Origin of the sequence: Paraburkholderia sp. CI2, assembly GCF_014201055.1 — a bacterium.
GTDB lineage: Bacteria > Pseudomonadota > Gammaproteobacteria > Burkholderiales > Burkholderiaceae > Paraburkholderia > Paraburkholderia tuberum.
This window is the reverse complement of record NZ_JACHDL010000011.1, coordinates 63534-83749: the sequence shown is the minus strand read 5'-3', so window position 1 is coordinate 83749 and position 20216 is coordinate 63534. Positions and strand designations below refer to the sequence as shown.

The window sequence follows — 20216 nt, the reverse complement described above, 5'->3', positions numbered from 1 at the left end:
TCTCACCAAGCTCGCGGGAGAAAAAAATGGCCGGGATCTCCCGGCCATTTTTTTATCTTGCGATTGCGTCCGCCCTTCCCTTCGATCCGCGCCCGGCCGACCGGCCCGGGCGCGCATCCGTTCAGGACGGCGTCACGCGATTAACCGCGCGTGAGTTCGCCATCGCGACGACGCCACAGTTCCAGCGGATTGCCGTCGGCCAGCGTTTCCGGCAGCAGCTCGGCCGGGAAGTCCTGGTAGCAGACCGGGCGCAGGAAGCGGTCGATCGACGTGGTGCCGACCGAGGTCGCCCGGCTATCCGACGTTGCCGGGAACGGGCCGCCGTGGACCATCGCGTGGCACACTTCGACGCCGGTCGGAAAGCCGTTGACCAGAATCCGGCCGGCCTTGCGCTCGAGAATCGGCACCAGCTTCTTCGCAGCGGCCACGTCGGCGCTGTCCATCTGCAGCGTCGCGGTCAGCTGGCCCGCGAAGTGTTCGGCGACCTTCAGCATTTCCTGCTCGTCCTTGCAGCGGATGATCGTCGACACCGGGCCGAACACTTCGTCTTCGAGTGCCGGGTTCGCGAGGAACGTCTGCGCGTCGGTCACGAACAGCGCCGCGCAAGCCTGGGTCGGGCCGGTCGCGGCGACGCCGCGTGCCACGACTTCGACGCCCTTCGTTGCGGCCAGCTTGCCTTCGCCGTCCTCATACGCGGCGTGAATGCCCGAGGTCAGCATGGTCTGCGCCGGCTTCGCCGCGAGCGCTTCCGATGCCGTCGCGACGAAGCCCTTCAGCGCGTCGCTGTCGATCGCGATGGCGAGGCCCGGGTTGGTGCAGAACTGGCCCGCGCCGAGCACGAGCGAGTCGACGAAACCGCGCGCGATGCCGTCGCCGCGTGCCGCAAGAGCGTTGGGCAGCAGGAACAGCGGGTTGATGCTGCTCATTTCCGCGTACACCGGGATCGGCTCCGGACGCGCCGCCGCGACGCGCATCAGCGAAGTGCCGCCCGCGCGCGAACCGGTGAAGCCGACCGCCTTGATGGCCGGGTGCGCAACCAGCGCCTCGCCGACCGAGTTACCCGCGCCGACGATCATCGAGAACACGCCTTCGGGCAGATCCATTTCCTGCGCGACGCGCTGGATCACGCGACCGACCAGCTCCGACGTGCCGAGGTGAGCGCGATGCGCCTTCACGACGACCGGGCAGCCAGCAGCCAGCGCCGCGGCGGTGTCGCCACCCGCCACCGAGAACGCGAGCGGGAAGTTGCTCGCGCCGAACACCGCGACCGGACCGAGCGCGATCTTCTGCATGCGCAGATCCGAGCGCGGCAGCGGCTTGCGCTCCGGCAGCGGCGAATCGAGCGTAGCGTTGAGCCACTGGCCCGCGCGCACGGTCTGCGCGAACAGCTTCAACTGGCCGGTGGTGCGGCCGCGCTCGCCTTCCAGACGCGCCTTCGGCAGTCCCGATTCAGCCTGCGCGCGCTCGATCAGCTCGTCGCCGAGCGCGGTGATGCCGTCAGCGATACGGTCCAGGAACTCGGCGCGCACTGCGAGCGGCAGTTGACGGTAGGCGTCGAACGCCTGTTGCGCGAGCGCGCAGGCGTGCTCGACGTTCTCGACGGTGCCGCTGCCGAACACCGGCTCGGCAATCTCGGAACCCGTGGCAGGATTGAACGCGCGCAGCGGTTTTTCTTCGCCGCGCACGGCTTTGCGACCGATCAGCATTTCGCCGGTAATAGGCATTTTTGACTTTCCTTTAATGAAGGCTAAAGATATAGGTCATCCTACAACGTCGCGGGGGCCCTATGCAACCCGAAACGCTTGTCTGACAGGGGCATACGGGTATACTCGCCCATTACAACCGGGCCGTGCGGTGCTAGTCTGCAGCTTGTCATACGACGACTTATAACTCGCATTTCGCGGTTTAGCATTGTCGCAGCCTTTCCCGATCCATCGCAGTTCGAGGAGACACCGCATGCCCGCCGTCACGCCTTACGAGTCCTTGCCCAACCGCTTCCGGCGCGCGGTGCGCGAGGGAAAAACCCAGATCGGCTGCTGGGCGTCGCTCGCCAGCCCGATCGCCACTGAACTGCTGGGCACGGTCGGCTTCGACTGGATGCTGCTGGACGCCGAACACGCGCCCAACGACGTGCTCACGCTGATCCCGCAGTTGATGGCGCTCAAGGACAGCGGCAGCGCACCGGTCGTCCGACCACCGGCCAACGACAGCGTCGTGATCAAACGTTTTCTCGACAGCGGCTTCTCGAACTTCCTCGTGCCCTTCGTCGACAGCGCCGACGACGCCGCCCGCGCGGTCGCGTCGACACGCTATCCGCCGCAGGGCATTCGCGGCGTGTCGGTCGGCCATCGCGGCAATCGCTACGGCACCGTGTCCGACTACTTCGCGATCGCCAACGACAACGTCTGCGTAATCCCGCAGATCGAAAGCCGCAAGGCGGTCGAGAATATCGACAGCATCCTCGCGGTGGACGGCATCGACGCGGTCTTCATCGGTCCGTCCGACCTCGCGGCGTCGTATGGCCACCTCGGCAATGCGAGCCATCCGGACGTGCAGCAGGCGATCGCGCATGTGTTCGCGCGCGCGCAGGCGGCCGGCAAGTCGAGCGGCATTCTCGCGCCGCTGCAGGCCGACGCGGAACGATATCTGTCGATGGGCGCGCGCGTCGTCGCGGTCTGCGCGGATCTCGGGTTGCTCAAGGGCGCCGCGCAGGCGGCACAGAAACACTTCATGCAGAAACCGGCGGGCGAGGCTTGAACGCGGCCGCCACGACATCTTCGGAGCATTCCATGCAAAAAGCAGGCTTTATCGGACTCGGCATCATGGGCAAGCCCATGGCCGCCAACCTTCTGAAAAACGGCGTGTCGCTCGCCGCCTTTACGCGTAGCGGCGTGCCCGCCGAGCTCACGCAGGCCGGCGCCCTCGCATGCGACAACCCCGCCGCGGTCGCCGCCAACGCGGACGTGATCTTCATCATGGTGCCTGACACGCCGGACGTCGAACGCGTGCTGTTCGGCGAGAACGGCCTCGCGAGCGCGCTGCGCGCCGGCCAGACCGTCGTCGACATGAGCTCGATCTCGCCGATGGCGACCCGCGATTTCGCGGCGCGCGTGCGCGAATCCGGTGCCGATTATCTCGACGCGCCGGTGTCCGGTGGCGAAGTCGGCGCGAAGGCCGGCTCGCTGACCATCATGGTCGGGGGCGAACAGGCCACGTTCGACAGCGTGAAGCCCCTGTTCGACATGATGGGCAAGAACGTCACGCTGATCGGCGCGGTCGGCGCGGGCCAGGTGTGCAAGGTCGCCAACCAGGTGATCGTCGCGGCGACCATCGAGGCGGTCGGCGAAGCGCTGCTGCTCGCGTCGAAGGCGGGTGTCGATGCGGCGCGCGTGCGTGAGGCGCTGATGGGCGGCTTCGCATCGTCGCGCATTCTCGAAGTGCACGGCGAGCGCATGACCAGGCGCACGTTCGATCCGGGCTTCCGCATCGAACTGCACCAGAAGGACCTGAACCTCGCGCTGTCGACCGCGCAGGCGCTCGGCGTGTCGCTGCCGAACACCGCCACCTGCCAGGCGCTGTTCAACGCGTGCGTCGCGCACGGCGGCAAGGCGTGGGACCACTCGGCGATGGTGCGCGCGCTCGAAGTGCTCGCGAATCACGAGATCGGTCAGAAGAGCGCGTAAGCGCGCTGTTGCGCGGCGCCACTTCACAGTCGCGATCGGGTTTTCCGTCTGTCCGCATGTGACCGATGGCCGGCTTGATCGCAATTCGTCGTCTGATCGGGAGCGATGCTCTTCTCGCGGTCGACCATTACGGCTTCCGCCGCGGCATCGCTCTGAATTGCCGCCTGATCCAGCGCTTCTAACCAGCGTATGACCATCAACGCGTGAGCATAGCTCGCGACCTTTCGTCTCCTCATTAACGGCCGATGCTTTCGCAATTTTATTGCGAGCTACGCGCCCCTCTTGCGGCTGTCAAAGCGTACGGCGTGGGTAGTGGCCGGGCTGCCATGGCATTCGCCCCATGCCCTTGCGCCATCCAATCCAACTAACGTCCGATCGAGCGAACCATCGGGACGCACGGGCTGGCACAAGAATCATCCTTCGCCCATTCCCTCGCTCTGCACCCGGCTGTTAGCTTGATAGCCCCAACAACGACAGAGGAGTCCGGAGTGTCATATAACCAGGATTCGGATGGCGTGCGCGTCGTACTCAGTGCGCCACAACTGGCGGCGGTGCTAACGCGCCAATCGATCAGCCAGAGCGAAATGCTTTCCAACCGGCTATGGGGCGGATTGCAACTTGTCGGCGGTCTGCTGGAAATGGTCGGGGCCGGCGCGCTGTGTGTGATGCCGGAGCCGACCATGGCAAGCAAGGCCGGATGCGTTGTGTTCGGCGTACACGGCTCGGACACAGCGGCCGCTGGCTTGCGTCAGATCTGGACGGCGCGAGATACGGCGACGCTGACCCAGCAGGGCACGACGAAACTTGCCGAGGCGATGAAGGCCAGTCCCGATATGGCGAACAATATCGGTCTGTGGCTCGATATGGTCGTGCCGTTTGGCTTCGCTAGTTCGGTCAAGGCTATACGGACTTCGCGGATCGTGATGGGCCGGATCAGACTGATGGAGCACGAAGCAAAGGACGGTAGCCGGATCGGCGGGCATACAATCGAAAAGCATGTCGGGCGGACTGAGGCGCAATTGCGCGAGCGGCTGCGCCTGGAACCAAAAAGAGAAGTAGTATCGTCGTTTCGGGATTTACCGACGGCGGAATGGGCGATCTCCAATGCCATGGAATCCAACACACTGAAAATCAGGAATTGGGCTCAATCAAATCCGAGACATGTTTTAACTCTATTCCATAACGTTGGAAAAACTGTAGGTTATGGAATTATCCGAGAAACCGGGCAAGTAAAGGGTATGAGTACGGTTCAGGTTGTCTTGAAATATGAGAAATACAATGGAATGCCATATTACATTTTGACGTCTTATCTACTGAAATGATGAACGAAGAATCATATCCCCAGTTCTATGTCCTGTTCGGGGGATATCTCAACCAAGATAGCGATCTCTGGGGTGACACTCTGGAGCAGGTTGTATCATGCTTCAAGGGAGACAGTTCTACAGAAGAAATTGCAGAGACGCTACGCGAAATAGATAAATATAAAAAAGAAGCAGGCGAAAATCTTGACCAAAAGTTTTACGAAGATTATGGATTTAATTTCCATCCGAAATTGTGGGGATACACTACCGCATCCTTCTTTGACGAATTAAAACGTCTGCTGGGCGACTAATCTGCTTGCCGGCTGCAACGCTCACGGCGCAACAGCGCCATCCTGCAAACGGCCGCAAAACCGACAAAAAAACGGCGCCCACTCATGGGCGCCGCTTCTTTCACAACATCGGCCCACTAAAGCCGACCGCACTTCGCCTTACTTCGCCGTCACCGCACCGGCCGACGCCCACTTCGGCTCCGGCATCTTGTCCGAACTCCTGGCCATCAGGCAGACTACGACCGCGGCGATCAGATCGAACACCGCCAGCACGACGAACAGCGGGCTATAGCCGATCTGCGTGACGAGCACACCGAACAGCGCGGTGAACGCCGCGGCGCCCAGATATCCAGCCATGCCGCCCATGCCCGTCGCGGTCGCGACCTCGTGCTTGCCGAACATGTCCGAGGTGATCGCGTACAGTGCGCCCGACAACGTCTGGTGCGCGAAGCCGCCGACGCACAGCAGCGCCACCGCCATGTACGGGCTCTCGACGAGACCGACGCACGCCGGCCCGATCATGAACAGCGCACCGACCACGAACACCATCTTGCGCGACGTGAACAGCGACACCTTCGCGTACTTGTGGAACAGCGGGCTCAGATAACCGCCGAGCACGCAGCCGATGTCGGCGGCGAGGAACGGCATCCACGCGAACATCGCGACTTCCTTCAGGTTCATGTGACGCTCGGTCATCATGTACAACGGAATCCACGCATTGAACGTTTGCCAGGCCGGCTCGGACAGAATTCGCGGAATACCGATCGCCCAGAAATCGCGGCTCGCCAGCATCGCGCGCCAGTTGCGCTTCGGCGTGTTGATGTCATCGTGATGCTTCGCTTCCTGGCCGCTCAGAATGTAGTCGCGCTCCGCGTTGCCCAGCAGCTTCTGGTTGCGCGGATGCTTGTAGATGATCATCCACAGCACGCTCCATACGATACCCGCCGCGCCGACGATCACGAACGCGAGTTGCCAGCGGCCGTGAAAGAGTGCCCACACGACGAGCGGCGGCGCAAGCAGCGCGCCAATCGACGAGCCAATGTTGAACCAGCCGATCGCAACCGACCGCTCTTTCGCCGGGAACCACTCGCTGGTCGCCTTCACGCCAGCCGGAATCCCGGCCGATTCGGCGAGACCCAGGATACCGCGGAACACTGCGAGGCTACGCCAGCCCGTCGCCCATGCCGCCGCCGCGCACGCCACCGACCACGCCAGCGCGAACACCGCGAAGCCGACCTTGGTGCCGATCGTGTCGAGCACGAAACCGGCGACCGGCTGCATGAACGCATAGCAGAGCTGCCACGCCACGACCACGTGCGAATACTGCTCGGTCGTGATGTTCAGCTCCTTCATCATCGTCGGAGCCGCAACCGACAACGTGTTACGCGCCAGGTAATTGATGATCAGGCCGGCCGCGACCAGCGCGACCATCCCCCAGCGAATACCCTTGATCTTCATTGCTGCCACTCCTCGTGATGCAATGCCCGTCAAACCGAACGGGACTTAAGCCTTGCGCGAATAGTCGATGCCGACGAAGCTACCGCCCTGGTAGCGCTGGCACAGCTCATCGAGCGGATTCGGGCGCGACAGGATGTCTTGCGCGTAGTCCTCGGCGTTCTGCTTCGGCTCGTAGCCAAGGCGCGCGGCGCCGCTGTTGTCCCACCAGCTGCGCGTATTGGCCGACACGCCCCAGATGGTCAGGAAGCCGACGTCTTCCGCTTCGATGCAGCGCTCGAGGAAATGCATCAGGTCCTTGTGGCCGAACCAGGTGCTCAGATGGCGCTGCTCGGTCGGACGCTCGAGGCAGCTGCCGATCCGCACGCACACGCTTTCGATGCCGTGCTTGTCCCAGTACATGCGCGCGAGCGCTTCGCCCCACACCTTCGACAGGCCGTAGAAGCCGTCCGGGCGCAGTTCGCAGTCGAGGCTCAGATGCTCGGTGACCGGGTACATGCCGATCGCGTGGTTCGAGCTCGCGAACACGATGCGCTCCACGCCGTTGCGGCGCGCGCCTTCGTAGACTTCGACGAGGCCGCGCAGGTTGTTCTCGATGATCTCGGGCAGCGGACGCTCGACGCTCGTGCCGGCGAAATGGATCAGCACGTCCACGCCGTTCAGCAGACGGTCGACCACCGCCGGATCGCGCAGGTCGCCGTTCATCACGTCTTCGCCGTCGACGAGCGGCGTCAGTACTCTGGAGCCCGCGGCCGAGCGCAACGGCACGCCGCGCGCGACGAATTCAGCACGTACCACGGAGCCGAGTTGGCCGCCGGCGCCACTCAGGGCAATCTTCTTCATAGGGGTTCCTTTTACTGCGCTGCGCGCGAGGTCTTCAGAGAACAGACAGAGGATCTGAGCGGCCGGCGAATCGCGCTGCGCGCGTCGCATAACACACTCAAGTTGTACGATAACGTACTATCGACGATGGACAAGCGGATTTCAACTCCGCATTTACCCTTAAATTACTGCGCGGCGGTTTCGTACCTCTTTAAAAAGCAAAGGCATAGGAACGTCGCGTTCGTGCGACATCGTATAACTCGAAGTGGATTTTTGTTCCAGGAGTGGATTTACCCGACGCCAGCGGGCGCGTGGCGTCCGACGCGAGCGGCGTCCGTATGCCGCCCGCGCCCTCAACAGATCACATCGTTACGTTCGCTCAGGCGCCGATGAATTCGAGCAGATCGGCATTGACCTTGTCGGCCTCCACCGTGCACATGCCGTGCTGGCCGCCCGGATAAACCTTCAGCGTTGCGTTCTTGACGATCTCCGCGGTGCGTCGGCCGGCTGCGTCGATCGGCACGATCTGGTCGTCGTCGCCGTGCAGCACCAGGGTCGGCACGTCGATCTTCTTCAGATCTTCGGTGTAGTCGACTTCGGAGAACTGCTCGATGCAGTCATATAGCCCCTTGATCGAACCGGCCATGCCCTGGCGCCAGAATGAATCGATCACGCCCTGCGACACCTTCGCGCCCTCCCGGTTGTAGCCGTAGAACGGCACGGCCAGATCCTTGAAGAACTGCGAGCGATCGTCCGCGACGCCCTTGCGGATGCCGTCGAACACGTCGATCGGCAGGCCGAGCGGATTATCGGCGGTCTTCAGCATCAGCGGCGGCACCGCGCCGATCAGCACAGCCTTCGCGACGCGCCCCGTGCCATGCCGGCCGATGTAATGCGCAACTTCGCCACCGCCTGTCGAATGGCCGACCAGCGTCGCGTCCTGCAGATCGAGATGTTCGATCAGCGCGGCGAGATCGTCGGCGTAGGTGTCCATCTCGTTGCCGTCCCACGGCTGCTCCGAGCGGCCGTGACCGCGCCGGTCGTGCGCGATCACGCGAAAGCCCTTGCTGCCGAGAAACAGCATCTGCGCATCCCACGCATCGGCGGTCAGCGGCCAGCCGTGCGAAAACACGACCGGGCGGCCATGGCCCCAGTCCTTGTAGAAAATCGAGGTACCGTCTTTCGTTCTGATCGTGCTCATCTGCTGACTCCTTGTCGATGAAGTCTGCCGTCGCCGGCAGGTGGATGAAGCGGACGCTGCTCACGAAGTATGCGCGCGACGCATGACAGAACGCCGTGCGAATGCGGCAATGAGTCATGACCTATTGAGAAATTCCGCCGCGAAATAACATCAACACCAAACGAATGGCGAACGGATAATGCGCAACGAATACTGAAGAGAAATCGCTGAAACGGCCACGCGGCAGCGTGCATCGTAGAAGTAAAAAAATCGCCTGACCAGCACGCCCACCGACGAAGTCGGTTTGGATGGATCGATTGTCGGCTGGCGACAGACACCGCCCGCGACCTTGCCGCGCAAGGCTGCGCGAAACGAATTGCTGCAGCGCGGTCGATTGACGCAGCTCACGCGACGAGGCACACACGGCCACGTATCGGCCGCCAAAAGAAACTTGATATTCAACAACGGCTTGCCTCATCGATAAGCGTATTTCGCATAAAACAAGGCGGTTTTTTGACGCACATCGCATCGCAGCACATTTTGTTTCGATCCCCTACTCTTGCGCCATCTGCCCAGCGCAGAGCGCACCGACATCGGTCGACGCGCGTAAGTCCGCTCACGCGGCCATCACGCACAACAGGATCATGAACTCCGCACTATCGGCATTCGATCTCGCGCGCATTCAATTCGCGTTCACCGTTTCTTTTCACATCGTTTTCCCCGCGCTCAGCATCGGTCTCGCCAGTTTCATCGCCGTTCTCGAATGGCGTTGGCTGAAAACCGGCAAGGCCTACTACAAAGATCTTTGTCTGTTCTGGTCGAAGATCTTCGCGGTGGCCTTCGGCATGGGCGTCGTCTCGGGCGTCGTGATGAGCTATCAGTTCGGCACCAACTGGTCGGGCTTCTCGAGTTTCGCCGGGCCGATCACCGGTCCGCTGCTGATGTACGAGGTGATGACCGCATTCTTTCTCGAAGCGGGCTTCCTCGGCATCATGCTGTTCGGCTGGCAGCGCGTGAGTCCGCGGGCGCACTTCGGCGCAACGCTGATGGTCGCGATCGGCACGCTGATCTCGACCTTCTGGATTCTCGCGTCCAATAGCTGGATGCAGACCCCGCAGGGCTTCGAGGTCGTCGACGGCCATGTCGTGCCGCTCGACTGGTTCAAGATCATCTTCAATCCGTCGTTCCCCTACCGGCTCGCGCATATGGCGCTCGCGGCGTTCATCGTCGCGGGGCTGGTGGTCGCGGCGGTCGGCGCGTGGCATCTGCTGCGCGGCCGGCGCGATCCCGCCGTCAAGAAGATGTTCTCGATGGCGCTGTGGCTGCTGTTGATCCTCACGCCGATCCAGGCATTCGTCGGCGATCAGCACGGCCTCAATACGCGCAAGTATCAGCCGGCGAAGATCGCGGCGATCGAAGGCTTGTGGGGTACCGAAAAAGGCGGCACCGCGCTGAACCTGTTCGGCATCCCCGACATGAAGGCGGAGACCACGCGCTACGCGGTATCGGTGCCGCACCTCGGCAGCCTGATCCTCACGCATAGCTGGGACGGCGAAATCCGCGGTCTGAAGGAATTTCCGCCTCAGGACCGGCCGGATTCGACCGTCGTGTTCTGGAGCTTCCGCATCATGGCCGGCCTCGGCGTGCTGATGATCGCGATGTCGATCGCGGCCTGGGTGCTGCGCCGGCGCGGGCGCCTGTTCGAAGCGAAGTGGTTCCAGCGGCTGTGCGTCGCGATGGGGCCGAGCGGCTTCATCACGCTGCTGGCCGGCTGGGTCACCACCGAAGCGGGCCGCCAGCCGTGGGTCGTGTACGGCGTGATGCGCACGTCGCAGGCGGTGTCGCCGCTCACCACGCAGCAGGTCGGTCTGTCGCTGATGACGTTCGTGGCCGTCTACTTCCTCGTGTTCGGCACCGGCATCTACTACATGCTGAAGCTGATGCGCTCCGGTCCTGCGCTGCCTGGCGCCAAGTCGCACGACGTGCCTCACGGCCTGCCGCAGCCGACGCCCGCGCAGACCGCGCGCCGCCCGCTGTCCGCCGCCGATCAGATGATCGACGCCGTCTAACCTACGCTTCGAGAGAAAGAAAAAATGGACGTAACCGTCGTATGGGCCGCGATCATCGCGCTGGGCCTTTTCATGTACGTAGTGCTGGACGGCTTCGACCTCGGCATCGGCATCGTCTTTCCGTTCTTCCCCGACGAAAAGGAACGCGACCTGATGATGAACACGGTCGCGCCAGTGTGGGACGGCAACGAAACCTGGCTCGTGCTTGGCGGCGCCGCGCTGTTCGCGGTGTTTCCGGTCGTCTACTCGACCGTGCTGTCGGCGCTCTATCTGCCGCTCGTGTTCATGCTCGTGTGCCTGATCTTTCGCGGCGTGTCGTTCGAGATCCGCGCGAAGTCGCGGCGCACGAAGCATCTGTGGGACCTCGCATTCATCGGCGGCTCGGCGGGCGCAGCGTTCTTCCAGGGCATCGTGCTCGGCGCGTTTCTGCAAGGCATTCCGGTCGCCGATGGCGCCTATGCCGGCAACGCGTTCGGCTGGCTCACGCCGTTCAGCCTGCTGACGGGCCTCGGACTCGTCGCGACCTACGCGCTGCTCGGCTGCTGCTGGCTCATCGCGAAGACCGAGGGCGATCTGCAGCGACGGCTGCATCGCGTGGTCTGGCCGCTGACGCTGGTGCTGCTCGGCTTCATCGCGCTTGTGAGCCTGTGGACACCGCTGATGGATGCGGGCATCGCGCAACGCTGGTTCCATGACGGGATCTTCTACCGTCTGCTGCCGGTGCCGTTCCTCGTCGCGATCTGCGCGTTTTTCATGCATCGCGCGGTGCGCGCGCGCCATCACAACACGCCGTTCGCGCTCGCGCTGGCGCTCGTGCTGCTCGGCTATCTCGGGCTGCTCGTGAGTCTGTGGCCGTATGCGATTCCGTCGAGCATCACGCTATGGGAAGCCGCCGCGCCACGCTCGAGCCAGACGTTCACGCTGGCCGGCGCGGCGGTGATCCTGCCGATCATCGTCGCCTATACGACGATGGGTTACTGGGTCTTTCGAGGCAAGGTGCGTCATGGCGACCAACATCACTATCACTGAAACTGAAACGCGGGGTGCCAGTGCGTCGGCTCCCACCGCCACTGCCGCAACGCCCAGCCGCAAACTGCCGGGCTGGCTCTGGTTCATCGCTCTATGGTGCTTCGGCGTGACCGCGGCGATGTCGCTCGGCTTCGCCTTCAAGCTTCTGATGAATGCGACGCTGTTCGCGGTCAGATAGCGGCGCGCGAACCCGTGTCGATCCGGCGGGCATAACCTTCCGGATCGTGCGCGTCAGCGCTTCAAAAACGGGGCGCGCGGCTCGTCTACGTAGCAAGCCGGAACCTATGCGCGGGAGACCTGCCTTAACATCACGAAGCGCATCGAACGATTCCGGCAGCCGGCCACGCGCGTCGCAGCGCAACTGCGCAGCCTGCAACTGCGGCATGCGCAACGGCGGCAGCCCTCAACGGACAGGCTCGACTCGCGGAGACATCATGAAGTTTCTTGTAGCCGACGACCATGAACTGATCCGGCAAGGCGTCAAAGGCATGCTGCGCGGCTTCGATCCCGACGCCCAGTTCGACGAAGCCGACAGTTGGGAAACCCTTGCGACCGCCGCGCGCCCCGACGCCAATCACGATCTGGCGATCGTCGATCTGCATATGCCGGGCATGAGCGGCGCGACGTCGCTCGAAACGCTGCTGAAGGCGAATCCGGCGCTGCCGGTGGTGGTGCTGTCCGCCGAGGAATCGCCCGACGAGATGCGCGCGGTGCTCGCGGCCGGCGCGCTCGGCTTCGTCCCCAAGCGCCAGCCCGCCAGCGTGATGCTGAAGGCGATCGAACTGGTGCTGTCCGGCGGTGCCTATGTGCCGATGGAGGCGCTGAGTCTGCTCGGCTCGCGCGAGACGCGGGCGGCCGGCTGCGCGGGCACCGATGCGGATGGATCGGCACGTGTGCCGGCCCCGGGCGCCGCCGCGCAAGCCGTCCGCGGGCCGGGCCCCGGCACCGTCCCGCAGCTCGAACCGGTCACGCAGGTACCGTCGCTGCAGCCGCATCAGCAGCATCTGCTGGAGAACCTGTCACCACGTCAGCAGGACATCATGCGGCTCGTGCATCGCGGCTGGACCAACAAGATGATCGCGCGCGATCTCGGCGTCGCCGAAGGCACGGTGAAGGTGCATCTGTCGGTGATCTTTCGGGCGCTTGGTGTGCATAACCGGTCGACGGCGATCGCCGTAATCAATGGATGGCTGGAGGCCGGGAAGACGTTGTAGCGCTTTGTGCTGCGCCGCAAGCCCAACCCGTCTTGGTTTCCAGCCTCTAAGGCTGCGTTTCGCTTTGCGCCCCTGAGCCCGCTTCGGCTTGCGGCGAGCCGGCCGCGGCGGGCGACGGCGGTGGGTCGTCCGGCGCTCCGCCCCCCAACACCACTGCACCCGCCGGCCGCCCCTGATCGAGCTCCGCCTGCTGCCACAGCATTTCCAGCGTGCGCCGCAACCGCGCCGGCGTCACCGGCTTGTGCAGCACCGGAATCCCCTGCAACGCGAGCGCCGTCAGCTCCGCCGACGCCATATCGCCGGTGATCAGCAGCGTCACCACATTGCCGTGCCCCTCCCGCGCAAGCACGCCCCGTATCGCGCTCAACGCCTGCGCGCCGGTGCGGTGATTGGCGAGCTGGTAGTCGCACAGCACCGCGTCGGGCACGAAGCCGTCCGCGAGCGCGGCGAGCGCGCCGGCTTCGTCGCGCGCGCCGTGCACGTCGCAGCCCCAGCGCTCGAGCAGACTCGCGAGGCCTTCGAGTATCGACGGCTCGTCGTCGATGCACAGCACGCGCCGCCCCTGCGCGGCCGGGCCGCCCGCGACCGAATCGTTCAGACTCGCGACGATGCCGCTCGCGTCACCCGCCTGCACCGCAAAGCGGAACACCGAGCCGCGCCCCGGCGCCGAGCGCAGCTGCAACTCGCCGCCGAGCAGGCCGACGAGCCGCCTGACGGTCGGCAGCCCGAGCCCATGCCCCTGACGCGCGTCGCGCTGCGGATTCTCGACCTGGTAAAACTCCTCGAAAATCCGCTCGTGCTCTTGCGGCGCAATGCCGACGCCCGAATCGCGCACCTCGATATAGCCGCCCTTCTGTCGCCCCGCGCGCCGCAAGCCGAGCCAGATCGCGCCTTGCTCCGTATAACGCACCGCGTTCGACAGCAGATTGCTCAACACGCGTTCGAGCAGCACCGGATCGTCGTAGACGACCATCGTCGTAGGCGCGATGCGCAGCGCGAGCCCCTTCGCCGCGGCCTGCGGACGATACTGGCTACCGACCCGTTCGAACAGCTCGGAGAGCCGGAAGTGCAACCGGATCACCTGGGTCACGCCGCTTTCGAGCCGCGCGAGATCGAGCACCTGGTTGAACAGCTGATTGAGCGCCTCGACGTTATAGACGATGTGCCCGGCCGTCTTCGCGTGCTGCGCGGACGTCGCCGCCGGATCGTTCAGAGATGCCGCAAGCAGGCCGATCGCATGCAGCGGCTGACGCAGATCGTGGCTTGCCGCCGCGAAAAAGCGCGTCTTCGCGAGGCTCGCTTCTTCGGCGACGCGCTTTTGCGCGGCCAGCGATTCCGCGAGGTATTGCTGATCGACACGCGCCTGCACGACCTGGCGAAACAGCTTGCGATAGCTCATCGCGTAGACGTTGATCGCGCAGAAGAAGAACGCCAGCACGATCGCGAGAATCGTGCGATCGAACGTATGCGAGCCGAAATGCAGCACGATCGACGGCAGCAGCAGAAATGGAATCGAGGTCGAAAAATTGAGGAGATCGAATCCATTCGACATGAACACGCCGGCCGCGAGCGTCACCAGCATCACGGTATGCAATAACGGCAGATCGGTTTGCGGACTCTGGAACGCGAACCACACCGCGAAGCCCGGCCCGCTATAGAGGAGCACACCGCGCAGCGCGTGCAGATAGATCCAGTCGCGCGGCGAGACGAGCTGCGGATAGCGGCGGTTGCAAATCCACAGCGCCAGGCCCGCGCAATTGGCGAGCGCATAAAAAACGAAGCACGCGATAAACAGCGGCGGGGCCGGCACATGCGGCCAGTAGATCGCCACCAGCACCGCGATCGAAAACCAGTGCGAAAAGAACGCGATCGGATCCTGCGCGTAGAGCACGCGCACGAGGTCTTCGTCGATGGCACGCTGGATCGGGTCGGCCCGCATGGGGCGGTCTCCTCTGTCGATCGGCGTGAGCGCTTTAGCGCTTACGCCGATCCCACGCAGCTTTATCGCGCGGGCATGGCAACTTCGTTGAGACGAAATACTGACGAAGCGGCGGCGCTCCGGCGCTTCGTGGCAACCGCGGGTCGAATCGGGCGACCGAACGCGCCGCCCTCGCGGTCTATTCTACGGCGAATGCCCGCTCTTCAGACGAATCGTCAGGAATCCACCAGAAGGTTTACCCGGCAGTTTACCCATCGGCTAACACTTAATCCATATAGGCGAAGGCCTTGCCGCGAACCATACTGCATTCACGTTTCAGCGCGGCATTTCAGCCACCTTCCCTCGACTCGCGGCCCATGCGCCGCGGCTCGCCGCGCTCCCTGCCAACCGACGGAGGTTTTCCATGGGCGCAGTCCCGAGCTACGAGTTCGCCCGCCAACTCGACGACGCGATCCTCCCCGATCTGTGGCGCAGGCGCACCCGGCTCTCAGCGGACGAAATGGTGTCGATGGTCGAACTGGTCAAGCGCGCGTTGCGGACCTACCACCCGCTCGAATTGCAGGCGCTCGGCGAGGACAAGGAAGAACTGGTCGCTCAGTTCATCTACGCGAAGGTGTTGCGCCTTGCGCCCGGCCACACCGAAACGAACGCGCGCGCCGACAGCGCACCGTCCAACAGCTACGCGGTATGCGCGTATTTCCGCCGCTATCTGATCGACTGCCTGCGCAGCGCGTGCCATCAGCGCAATGTGTCGATGGAGACCGAGGGCGTCGCGCAGGAAATCGATCTGCACGCGCACGCGCTCGAAGACCCGGTGGCAAGCGTGCTGCTGCAATACGGCCTCGACGAACAGCGCGTGCGGCGCGCGGCGCGCGAGTTCATCGAAGGGCTCGACGAACCCGAGCGGATCGTGCTGGCCGGCAGCCTCGGCTGGTGCTCCGAAGGCAAAGGCGGGCTTTCGGCGGTCGCGGCTCGGCATCGGGTGCCCTCTTATCACTATCGCGCCGTCAAACTCGGCGTCACCATGAAAAAGACGGCCGGCGCCGAGGAATTTTCCAACACCAAGATCGGCCGCTGGCTCACCGACGCGCTCGGCATCGAGATCGACGTCGACAATCGCGCGGCGATTCTGGTTGCGTTGAATCTGCTCGCGGCGGAATCGAGCGATAGCGAATTCAATGAAGTGGCCGCGTAATAGTTCGGATAACCAACAGGCCACATAAGAAGCGCGATAAGTGCGCATGCCCGTACGGCCGGGTACACCCGGCAACGGCCGGCCGGTCGTGCCGCCCTGAACGTCGCACGCTACGACTTCGGCGCGCCCTCCACGGCGCGCTTTTTTTGCGCCGATATTCCGCCTACGATAAAAAAGCTCCCGCAGCACGCCGTCTTTGTTCCGAAGTCGAGCTTCCATTCCCCGCATCCGATTCCAGACGAGGTGGTCCTGATGAACCGCTTATCGAGCGCGCCGACGGCGCTGCAACGGCATTACGAGGTGGTCGTGATCGGCTCGGGCTACGGCGGCGCGATCGCCGCGAGCCGTATGGCGCGCGCGGGCCGTCGCGTGTGCGTGCTCGAGCGCGGCCGCGAATTCATGGCCGGCGAGTATCCGCGTACGCCCGTGCAGGGCGCCGAGCAGATCCAGTACAACACGGCCGAGGCGCAGATCGGTTCGCCGCTCGCGCTGCTCGAAGTGCACGTAAATGAAGACGTCAACGCGGTGGTGGGCTGTGGGCTCGGCGGGACGTCTCTGATCAATGCGAACGTCGCGCTCAAGGCCGATCCGCGCCTGTGGGACGACCCGCGCTGGCCGGCCGCGCTGCGCGCCGACCAGGCCGGACGCGACGACGGCTATGCACTCGCCTGGAAAATGCTGTCACCGTCGCCGGTGCCCGACGACTTCCCGCCGCTGCCGAAGCTGCAGGCGCTCGAAAAATCGGCGCAGGCGCTCGGCATGGCCGACCGCTTCAGCCGTCCGCCGATCACGGTCACGTTCAAGGACGGTCCGAACGCGGCGGGCGTCGAGCAGCAGCGCTGTGTCGGTTGCGGCGATTGCAACTCCGGTTGCAACTACGACGCGAAGAATTCGACCCACATGAACTATCTGCCGGACGCGGTCGCCCACGGCGCGCAGATTTTCACCGGCACGGCCGTGCATTCGGTACTGCGCGATCCCGACACGCAGCAATGGAAGGTCAACTTCCAGCTCGTGAAGCTCGGCCGCGAAAGCTACGACGCGCCCGATCTGTTCGTGCTGGCCGATGTCGTCATCGTCGCGGCGGGCACGATCGGCTCGACCGCGCTGCTGCTGCGCTCGCGCGAGGCGGGCTTGAGCACGTCGGAGATGCTCGGCCAGCATTTCACCGGCAACGGCGACGTGCTCGCCTTCGCGTACAACACCGGGGACACGATCAACGGCGTCGGCTGGGGCGAGCACAAGCCGGGGCAGATTCCGCCGGTCGGGCCGACCATCACCGGCCTGATCGACAATCGCGCCGACGGGAAAAACGTCAGGGATGGCTATGTGATCGAGGAAGGCTCGCTGGCCGGTGCGGTCGGCGAGGCGCTCGTCGGCATGCTCGGCGCGGTCGCGCCGCTCGAAGGCGTGGATGCGGCTGGGGCCCCGTCGCTGCTCGAGCGCATGAGTTACGACGCGCGTGCGCTCGAAAGCCTGATCCGAGGCCCGTACCACGGTGCGCTGAATCACACGCAAAGCTACCTCGTGATGGCGCACGACGACGAAAGCGGCCGCATCACGGTCGGCGACAAAGGCCGTGCGCGCATCGAATGGAAAAACGCGGGACGCCAACCGATCTTCGAGAGCATCGAGAACGTGCTGATCGAGGCGACCAAACCGCTCGGCGGCAAATATCTGCGCAACCCGATTTCGACGAAGATCGCCGGCCGGCACACCGTCACCGTGCATCCGCTCGGCGGCTGCGGCATGGGCGAGGACGCCGCGCATGGCGTGGTCGATCATCTGGGCCGCGTGTTCAGCGGCACGGCCGGCGTCGCGGTGCACGACGGCCTCTACGTGATGGACGGCGCGGTGATGCCGATGTCGCTCGGCGTCAATCCGCTCCTGACCATCTCCGCGCTCGCAGAGCGCAATTGCGCGCTACTGGCCAAAGCGCACGACTGGTCGATCGACTACATGTCGAAGGGCACCGCCGCCGCGCCGCCCGCACAGAAGATCGGCCTGCGCTTCACCGAGACGATGGTCGGCACCTACACGCCCAGCGTGGCGGGCGAAGCCGCGAAGAGCGCGATCGAATTCACGCTGACGGTCGAGTCCGACGATCTCGCCGACATGCTGAGCAACCCGAATCACCTCGCGCGCACCGCCGGCACCCTGACCTGCCCCGCCCTGTCCGCCCAACCGCTGACGATCAGCGACGGCACCTTCAACCTGTTCGTCGTCGACGAATCCGACGTCGACGAACGCAACATGAACTACCGGATGACGCTCGACGCGGTCGAAGGCAACACCTGGTATCTGACCGGCAAGAAGATCATCACGCGCACGTCGCCGATCAACCTGTGGGAGCAGACCAACACGCTGTATGCGGAGATTCGCGCCGCGGCGCAGGACGATGCGCCCGTCGTCGGCACCGCGACGCTGATCATCACGCCCGAAAACTTCCTGAAGCAGCAGCGCACGCTCGAAGTCACACACGCGCCCGACCTGAAGACGCGCCTCGAATGGACGCTGAAGTTCGGCAAGTTCTTCGCGGGCGTGCTGTTCACCGAATACGGCGGCGTGGCCGCGCCGCTGCAGTTCTACGATCCATGCATACCGCCGCGCGCGAAACGCACGCTGCGCGCGCCGGCGCCGCAGGTCACGTACTTCGACACACCCGACCGCACGCGGCTCAAGCTCACGCGCTACTGCGATCCGCCCGCGGGCAAAGCCGCGAAGCCGATCCTGCTGATCCACGGCTCGGGCGTATCGAGCCGCATCTTCTCGACCGATCTGATACCGACCAACCTCGTCGAATATCTGTACGCGTCGGGCTACGACGTGTGGCTCGTCGATCTGCGCGTCAGCATCGAACTGCCGAGCGTGCTCGTGCCGACCAGCGTCGACAAAGTCGCGCGCGAGGACATTCCCGCCGCCGTCGCGAAGATTCGCGAAGTGACCGGCGCGCCGAACATTCAGGTACTCGGCCACTGCCTGGGCGGCCTCGCGCTCAGCATGTCGCTTCTCCATGGACTCGACGGCGTGCGCTCGGCGGTGATTTCGCAGGTGTCCGCGCATCCGGTGCCGGGCACGTTGCAACGGATCAAGGCCGGCTTGCATATTCCCGACCTGATGCAGCATCTGCGCATACGCGAGCTCACCGCCTATACGCAGGAAGATTCGTGGCCCGCGAACCTGTTCGACGAAGCGCTGCGTCTCTATCCGCTCGATCACGGCGAGGGCTGCGGCAATCCGATCTGTCATCGCGCGACGTTCCTGTATGGCCTGCTCTACGAGCACGACAAGCTGAACGAGGCGCTGCATGCGAACCTGCAGGAACTGTTCGGCATTCACGACATGGCCGTGTTCCAGCATCTGGCCACGATGGTGCGCGCGGGCCAGGTCGTCGATGCGCGCGGCGACGACGTGTATCTGACCGGCGCGGACGGCATGAAAGGACTCGAGGGCATGCGTTTGCCGATCGGCTTCATTCACGGCGAGAAGAACGAAACCTATCTGCCGGTCAGCACCGCGCGCACTTACGACCTGCTGCGCGAGCGCTTCCCCGAGCAGCCGTACGAGCGGCATCTGATCCCGGGGTATGGGCATATCGACTGCATCTTCGGCAAGAACGCGGCGGTCGATGTTTATCCGTTGATCGTCGGCTATCTGAATGCGCATTGACACGGCTGCATTGCCGATGCGCCACGCATTCGGACAATAAAGCCAGGCATAAAACAAGAGATTTTGATAGAAGCCGGCGTGTCGCAATATTGCGTGGATTTGTTCGACCATTATCTCAAAATCACGAGGCGCGATTAATACGTTAGTATCGACCCTCTCGTAAAGGCGAGGCGCAAAGAGTCTATTTTGTCATGTTGCTGGAGGGTGTGAAGGTGGTCGGCATCAATCTTGGAATGGCGAACGCCAAAATCGCTGCAATGTCTCAACTTAACCATGTCGAATCGGTCGGGTTATCGTATGAGCGCATCACTTGGCACTATATCGACGGCAACATCCAGTTCACGAACAGTTGGACGGAGCGATCCTGATC

At 63.9% G+C, this 20216-nt stretch carries 16 protein-coding genes and 1 pseudogene; 11 read left to right on the top strand and 6 right to left on the bottom strand.

Features of this window, described 5'->3' with window-relative positions; translation table 11 throughout:
• Positions 1 to 140: 140 nt before the first annotated feature.
• Positions 141 to 1724 (bottom strand): aldehyde dehydrogenase (NADP(+)), encoded by a 1584-nt coding sequence (locus HDG32_RS17135; RefSeq protein WP_184069203.1) that lies wholly within the window; start codon positions 1722 to 1724, stop codon positions 141 to 143.
• A 232-nt stretch (positions 1725 to 1956) separates the two neighbouring features.
• Between HDG32_RS17135 and garL the strand changes: the two genes are divergently transcribed.
• The 4 genes from garL (at position 1957) to HDG32_RS17115 (ending at position 5295) form a co-directional block, all read left to right on the top strand.
• Entirely contained in the window at positions 1957 to 2757 is an 801-nt protein-coding gene (gene garL, locus HDG32_RS17130) for a 2-dehydro-3-deoxyglucarate aldolase (protein WP_184034205.1), read from the top strand.
• Positions 2754 to 3683, top strand: coding sequence for a 2-hydroxy-3-oxopropionate reductase (locus HDG32_RS17125; protein ID WP_260336498.1), 930 nt, complete (start codon positions 2754 to 2756; stop codon positions 3681 to 3683). The genes garL and HDG32_RS17125 overlap by 4 nt, the downstream gene beginning before the upstream one ends.
• 488 nt (positions 3684 to 4171) lie before the next feature.
• Positions 4172 to 5005, top strand: coding sequence for an RNase A-like domain-containing protein (locus HDG32_RS17120; RefSeq protein WP_184069197.1), 834 nt, complete (start codon positions 4172 to 4174; stop codon positions 5003 to 5005).
• Positions 5005 to 5295 (top strand): contact-dependent growth inhibition system immunity protein, encoded by a 291-nt coding sequence (locus HDG32_RS17115; RefSeq protein WP_260321424.1) that lies wholly within the window; start codon positions 5005 to 5007, stop codon positions 5293 to 5295. Before HDG32_RS17120 ends, HDG32_RS17115 begins: the two co-directional genes overlap by 1 nt.
• A 138-nt stretch (positions 5296 to 5433) precedes the next feature.
• Here HDG32_RS17115 and HDG32_RS17110 read toward each other — a convergent pair whose 3' ends face one another.
• From HDG32_RS17110 to HDG32_RS17095, 4 genes are all read right to left on the bottom strand, one after another.
• Positions 5434 to 6732 (bottom strand): MFS transporter, encoded by a 1299-nt coding sequence (locus HDG32_RS17110; protein ID WP_184069194.1) that lies wholly within the window; start codon positions 6730 to 6732, stop codon positions 5434 to 5436.
• A gap of 45 nt (positions 6733 to 6777) precedes the next feature.
• The gene (locus tag HDG32_RS17105) at positions 6778 to 7572 is read right to left on the bottom strand and encodes an NAD(P)-dependent oxidoreductase (RefSeq protein WP_184069191.1); all 795 of its coding nucleotides are present in this window, start codon (positions 7570 to 7572) and stop codon (positions 6778 to 6780) included.
• A gap of 358 nt (positions 7573 to 7930) precedes the next feature.
• Positions 7931 to 8752, bottom strand: coding sequence for an alpha/beta fold hydrolase (locus tag HDG32_RS17100; protein ID WP_018420811.1), 822 nt, complete (start codon positions 8750 to 8752; stop codon positions 7931 to 7933).
• Between the two features lie 121 nt (positions 8753 to 8873).
• Positions 8874 to 9209: a hypothetical protein gene (locus tag HDG32_RS17095; RefSeq protein WP_184069188.1), complete on the bottom strand. Its 336-nt coding sequence runs from the start codon at positions 9207 to 9209 to the stop codon at positions 8874 to 8876.
• A gap of 166 nt (positions 9210 to 9375) precedes the next feature.
• On the opposite strand from HDG32_RS17095, the gene HDG32_RS17090 reads away from it, so the two are divergent.
• From HDG32_RS17090 to HDG32_RS17075, 4 genes are all read left to right on the top strand, one after another.
• Complete coding sequence (locus tag HDG32_RS17090; RefSeq protein ID WP_184069185.1) at positions 9376 to 10800, top strand: cytochrome ubiquinol oxidase subunit I; 1425 nt, start codon at positions 9376 to 9378, stop codon at positions 10798 to 10800.
• A gap of 24 nt (positions 10801 to 10824) precedes the next feature.
• Positions 10825 to 11829 carry a cytochrome d ubiquinol oxidase subunit II gene (cydB, locus tag HDG32_RS17085; RefSeq protein ID WP_184069182.1) on the top strand — a complete coding sequence of 335 codons (1005 nt, stop codon included), beginning with the start codon at positions 10825 to 10827 and terminating at the stop codon, positions 11827 to 11829.
• Positions 11804 to 12007 (top strand): hypothetical protein, encoded by a 204-nt coding sequence (locus tag HDG32_RS17080; RefSeq protein WP_184069446.1) that lies wholly within the window; start codon positions 11804 to 11806, stop codon positions 12005 to 12007. The genes cydB and HDG32_RS17080 overlap by 26 nt, the downstream gene beginning before the upstream one ends.
• Positions 12008 to 12263: 256 nt before the next feature.
• Positions 12264 to 13043: a response regulator transcription factor gene (locus HDG32_RS17075; protein ID WP_184069179.1), complete on the top strand. Its 780-nt coding sequence runs from the start codon at positions 12264 to 12266 to the stop codon at positions 13041 to 13043.
• A 46-nt stretch (positions 13044 to 13089) separates the two neighbouring features.
• Here HDG32_RS17075 and HDG32_RS17070 read toward each other — a convergent pair whose 3' ends face one another.
• Complete coding sequence (locus HDG32_RS17070) at positions 13090 to 14982, bottom strand: hybrid sensor histidine kinase/response regulator (RefSeq protein WP_184069176.1); 1893 nt, start codon at positions 14980 to 14982, stop codon at positions 13090 to 13092.
• 403 nt (positions 14983 to 15385) lie between these two features.
• Between HDG32_RS17070 and HDG32_RS17065 the strand changes: the two genes are divergently transcribed.
• From HDG32_RS17065 to HDG32_RS17055, 3 genes and pseudogenes are all read left to right on the top strand, one after another.
• Complete coding sequence (locus tag HDG32_RS17065; RefSeq protein WP_184069173.1) at positions 15386 to 16177, top strand: hypothetical protein; 792 nt, start codon at positions 15386 to 15388, stop codon at positions 16175 to 16177.
• A gap of 252 nt (positions 16178 to 16429) precedes the next feature.
• Positions 16430 to 19846, top strand: a complete 3417-nt coding sequence (locus HDG32_RS17060; protein ID WP_184069170.1) for an alpha/beta fold hydrolase — start codon at positions 16430 to 16432, stop codon at positions 19844 to 19846.
• A gap of 173 nt (positions 19847 to 20019) precedes the next feature.
• Positions 20020 to 20214, top strand: a pseudogene (locus tag HDG32_RS17055) (type VI secretion system tube protein Hcp); the annotation flags it as partial.
• Between the last annotated feature and the right edge of the window lie 2 nt (positions 20215 to 20216).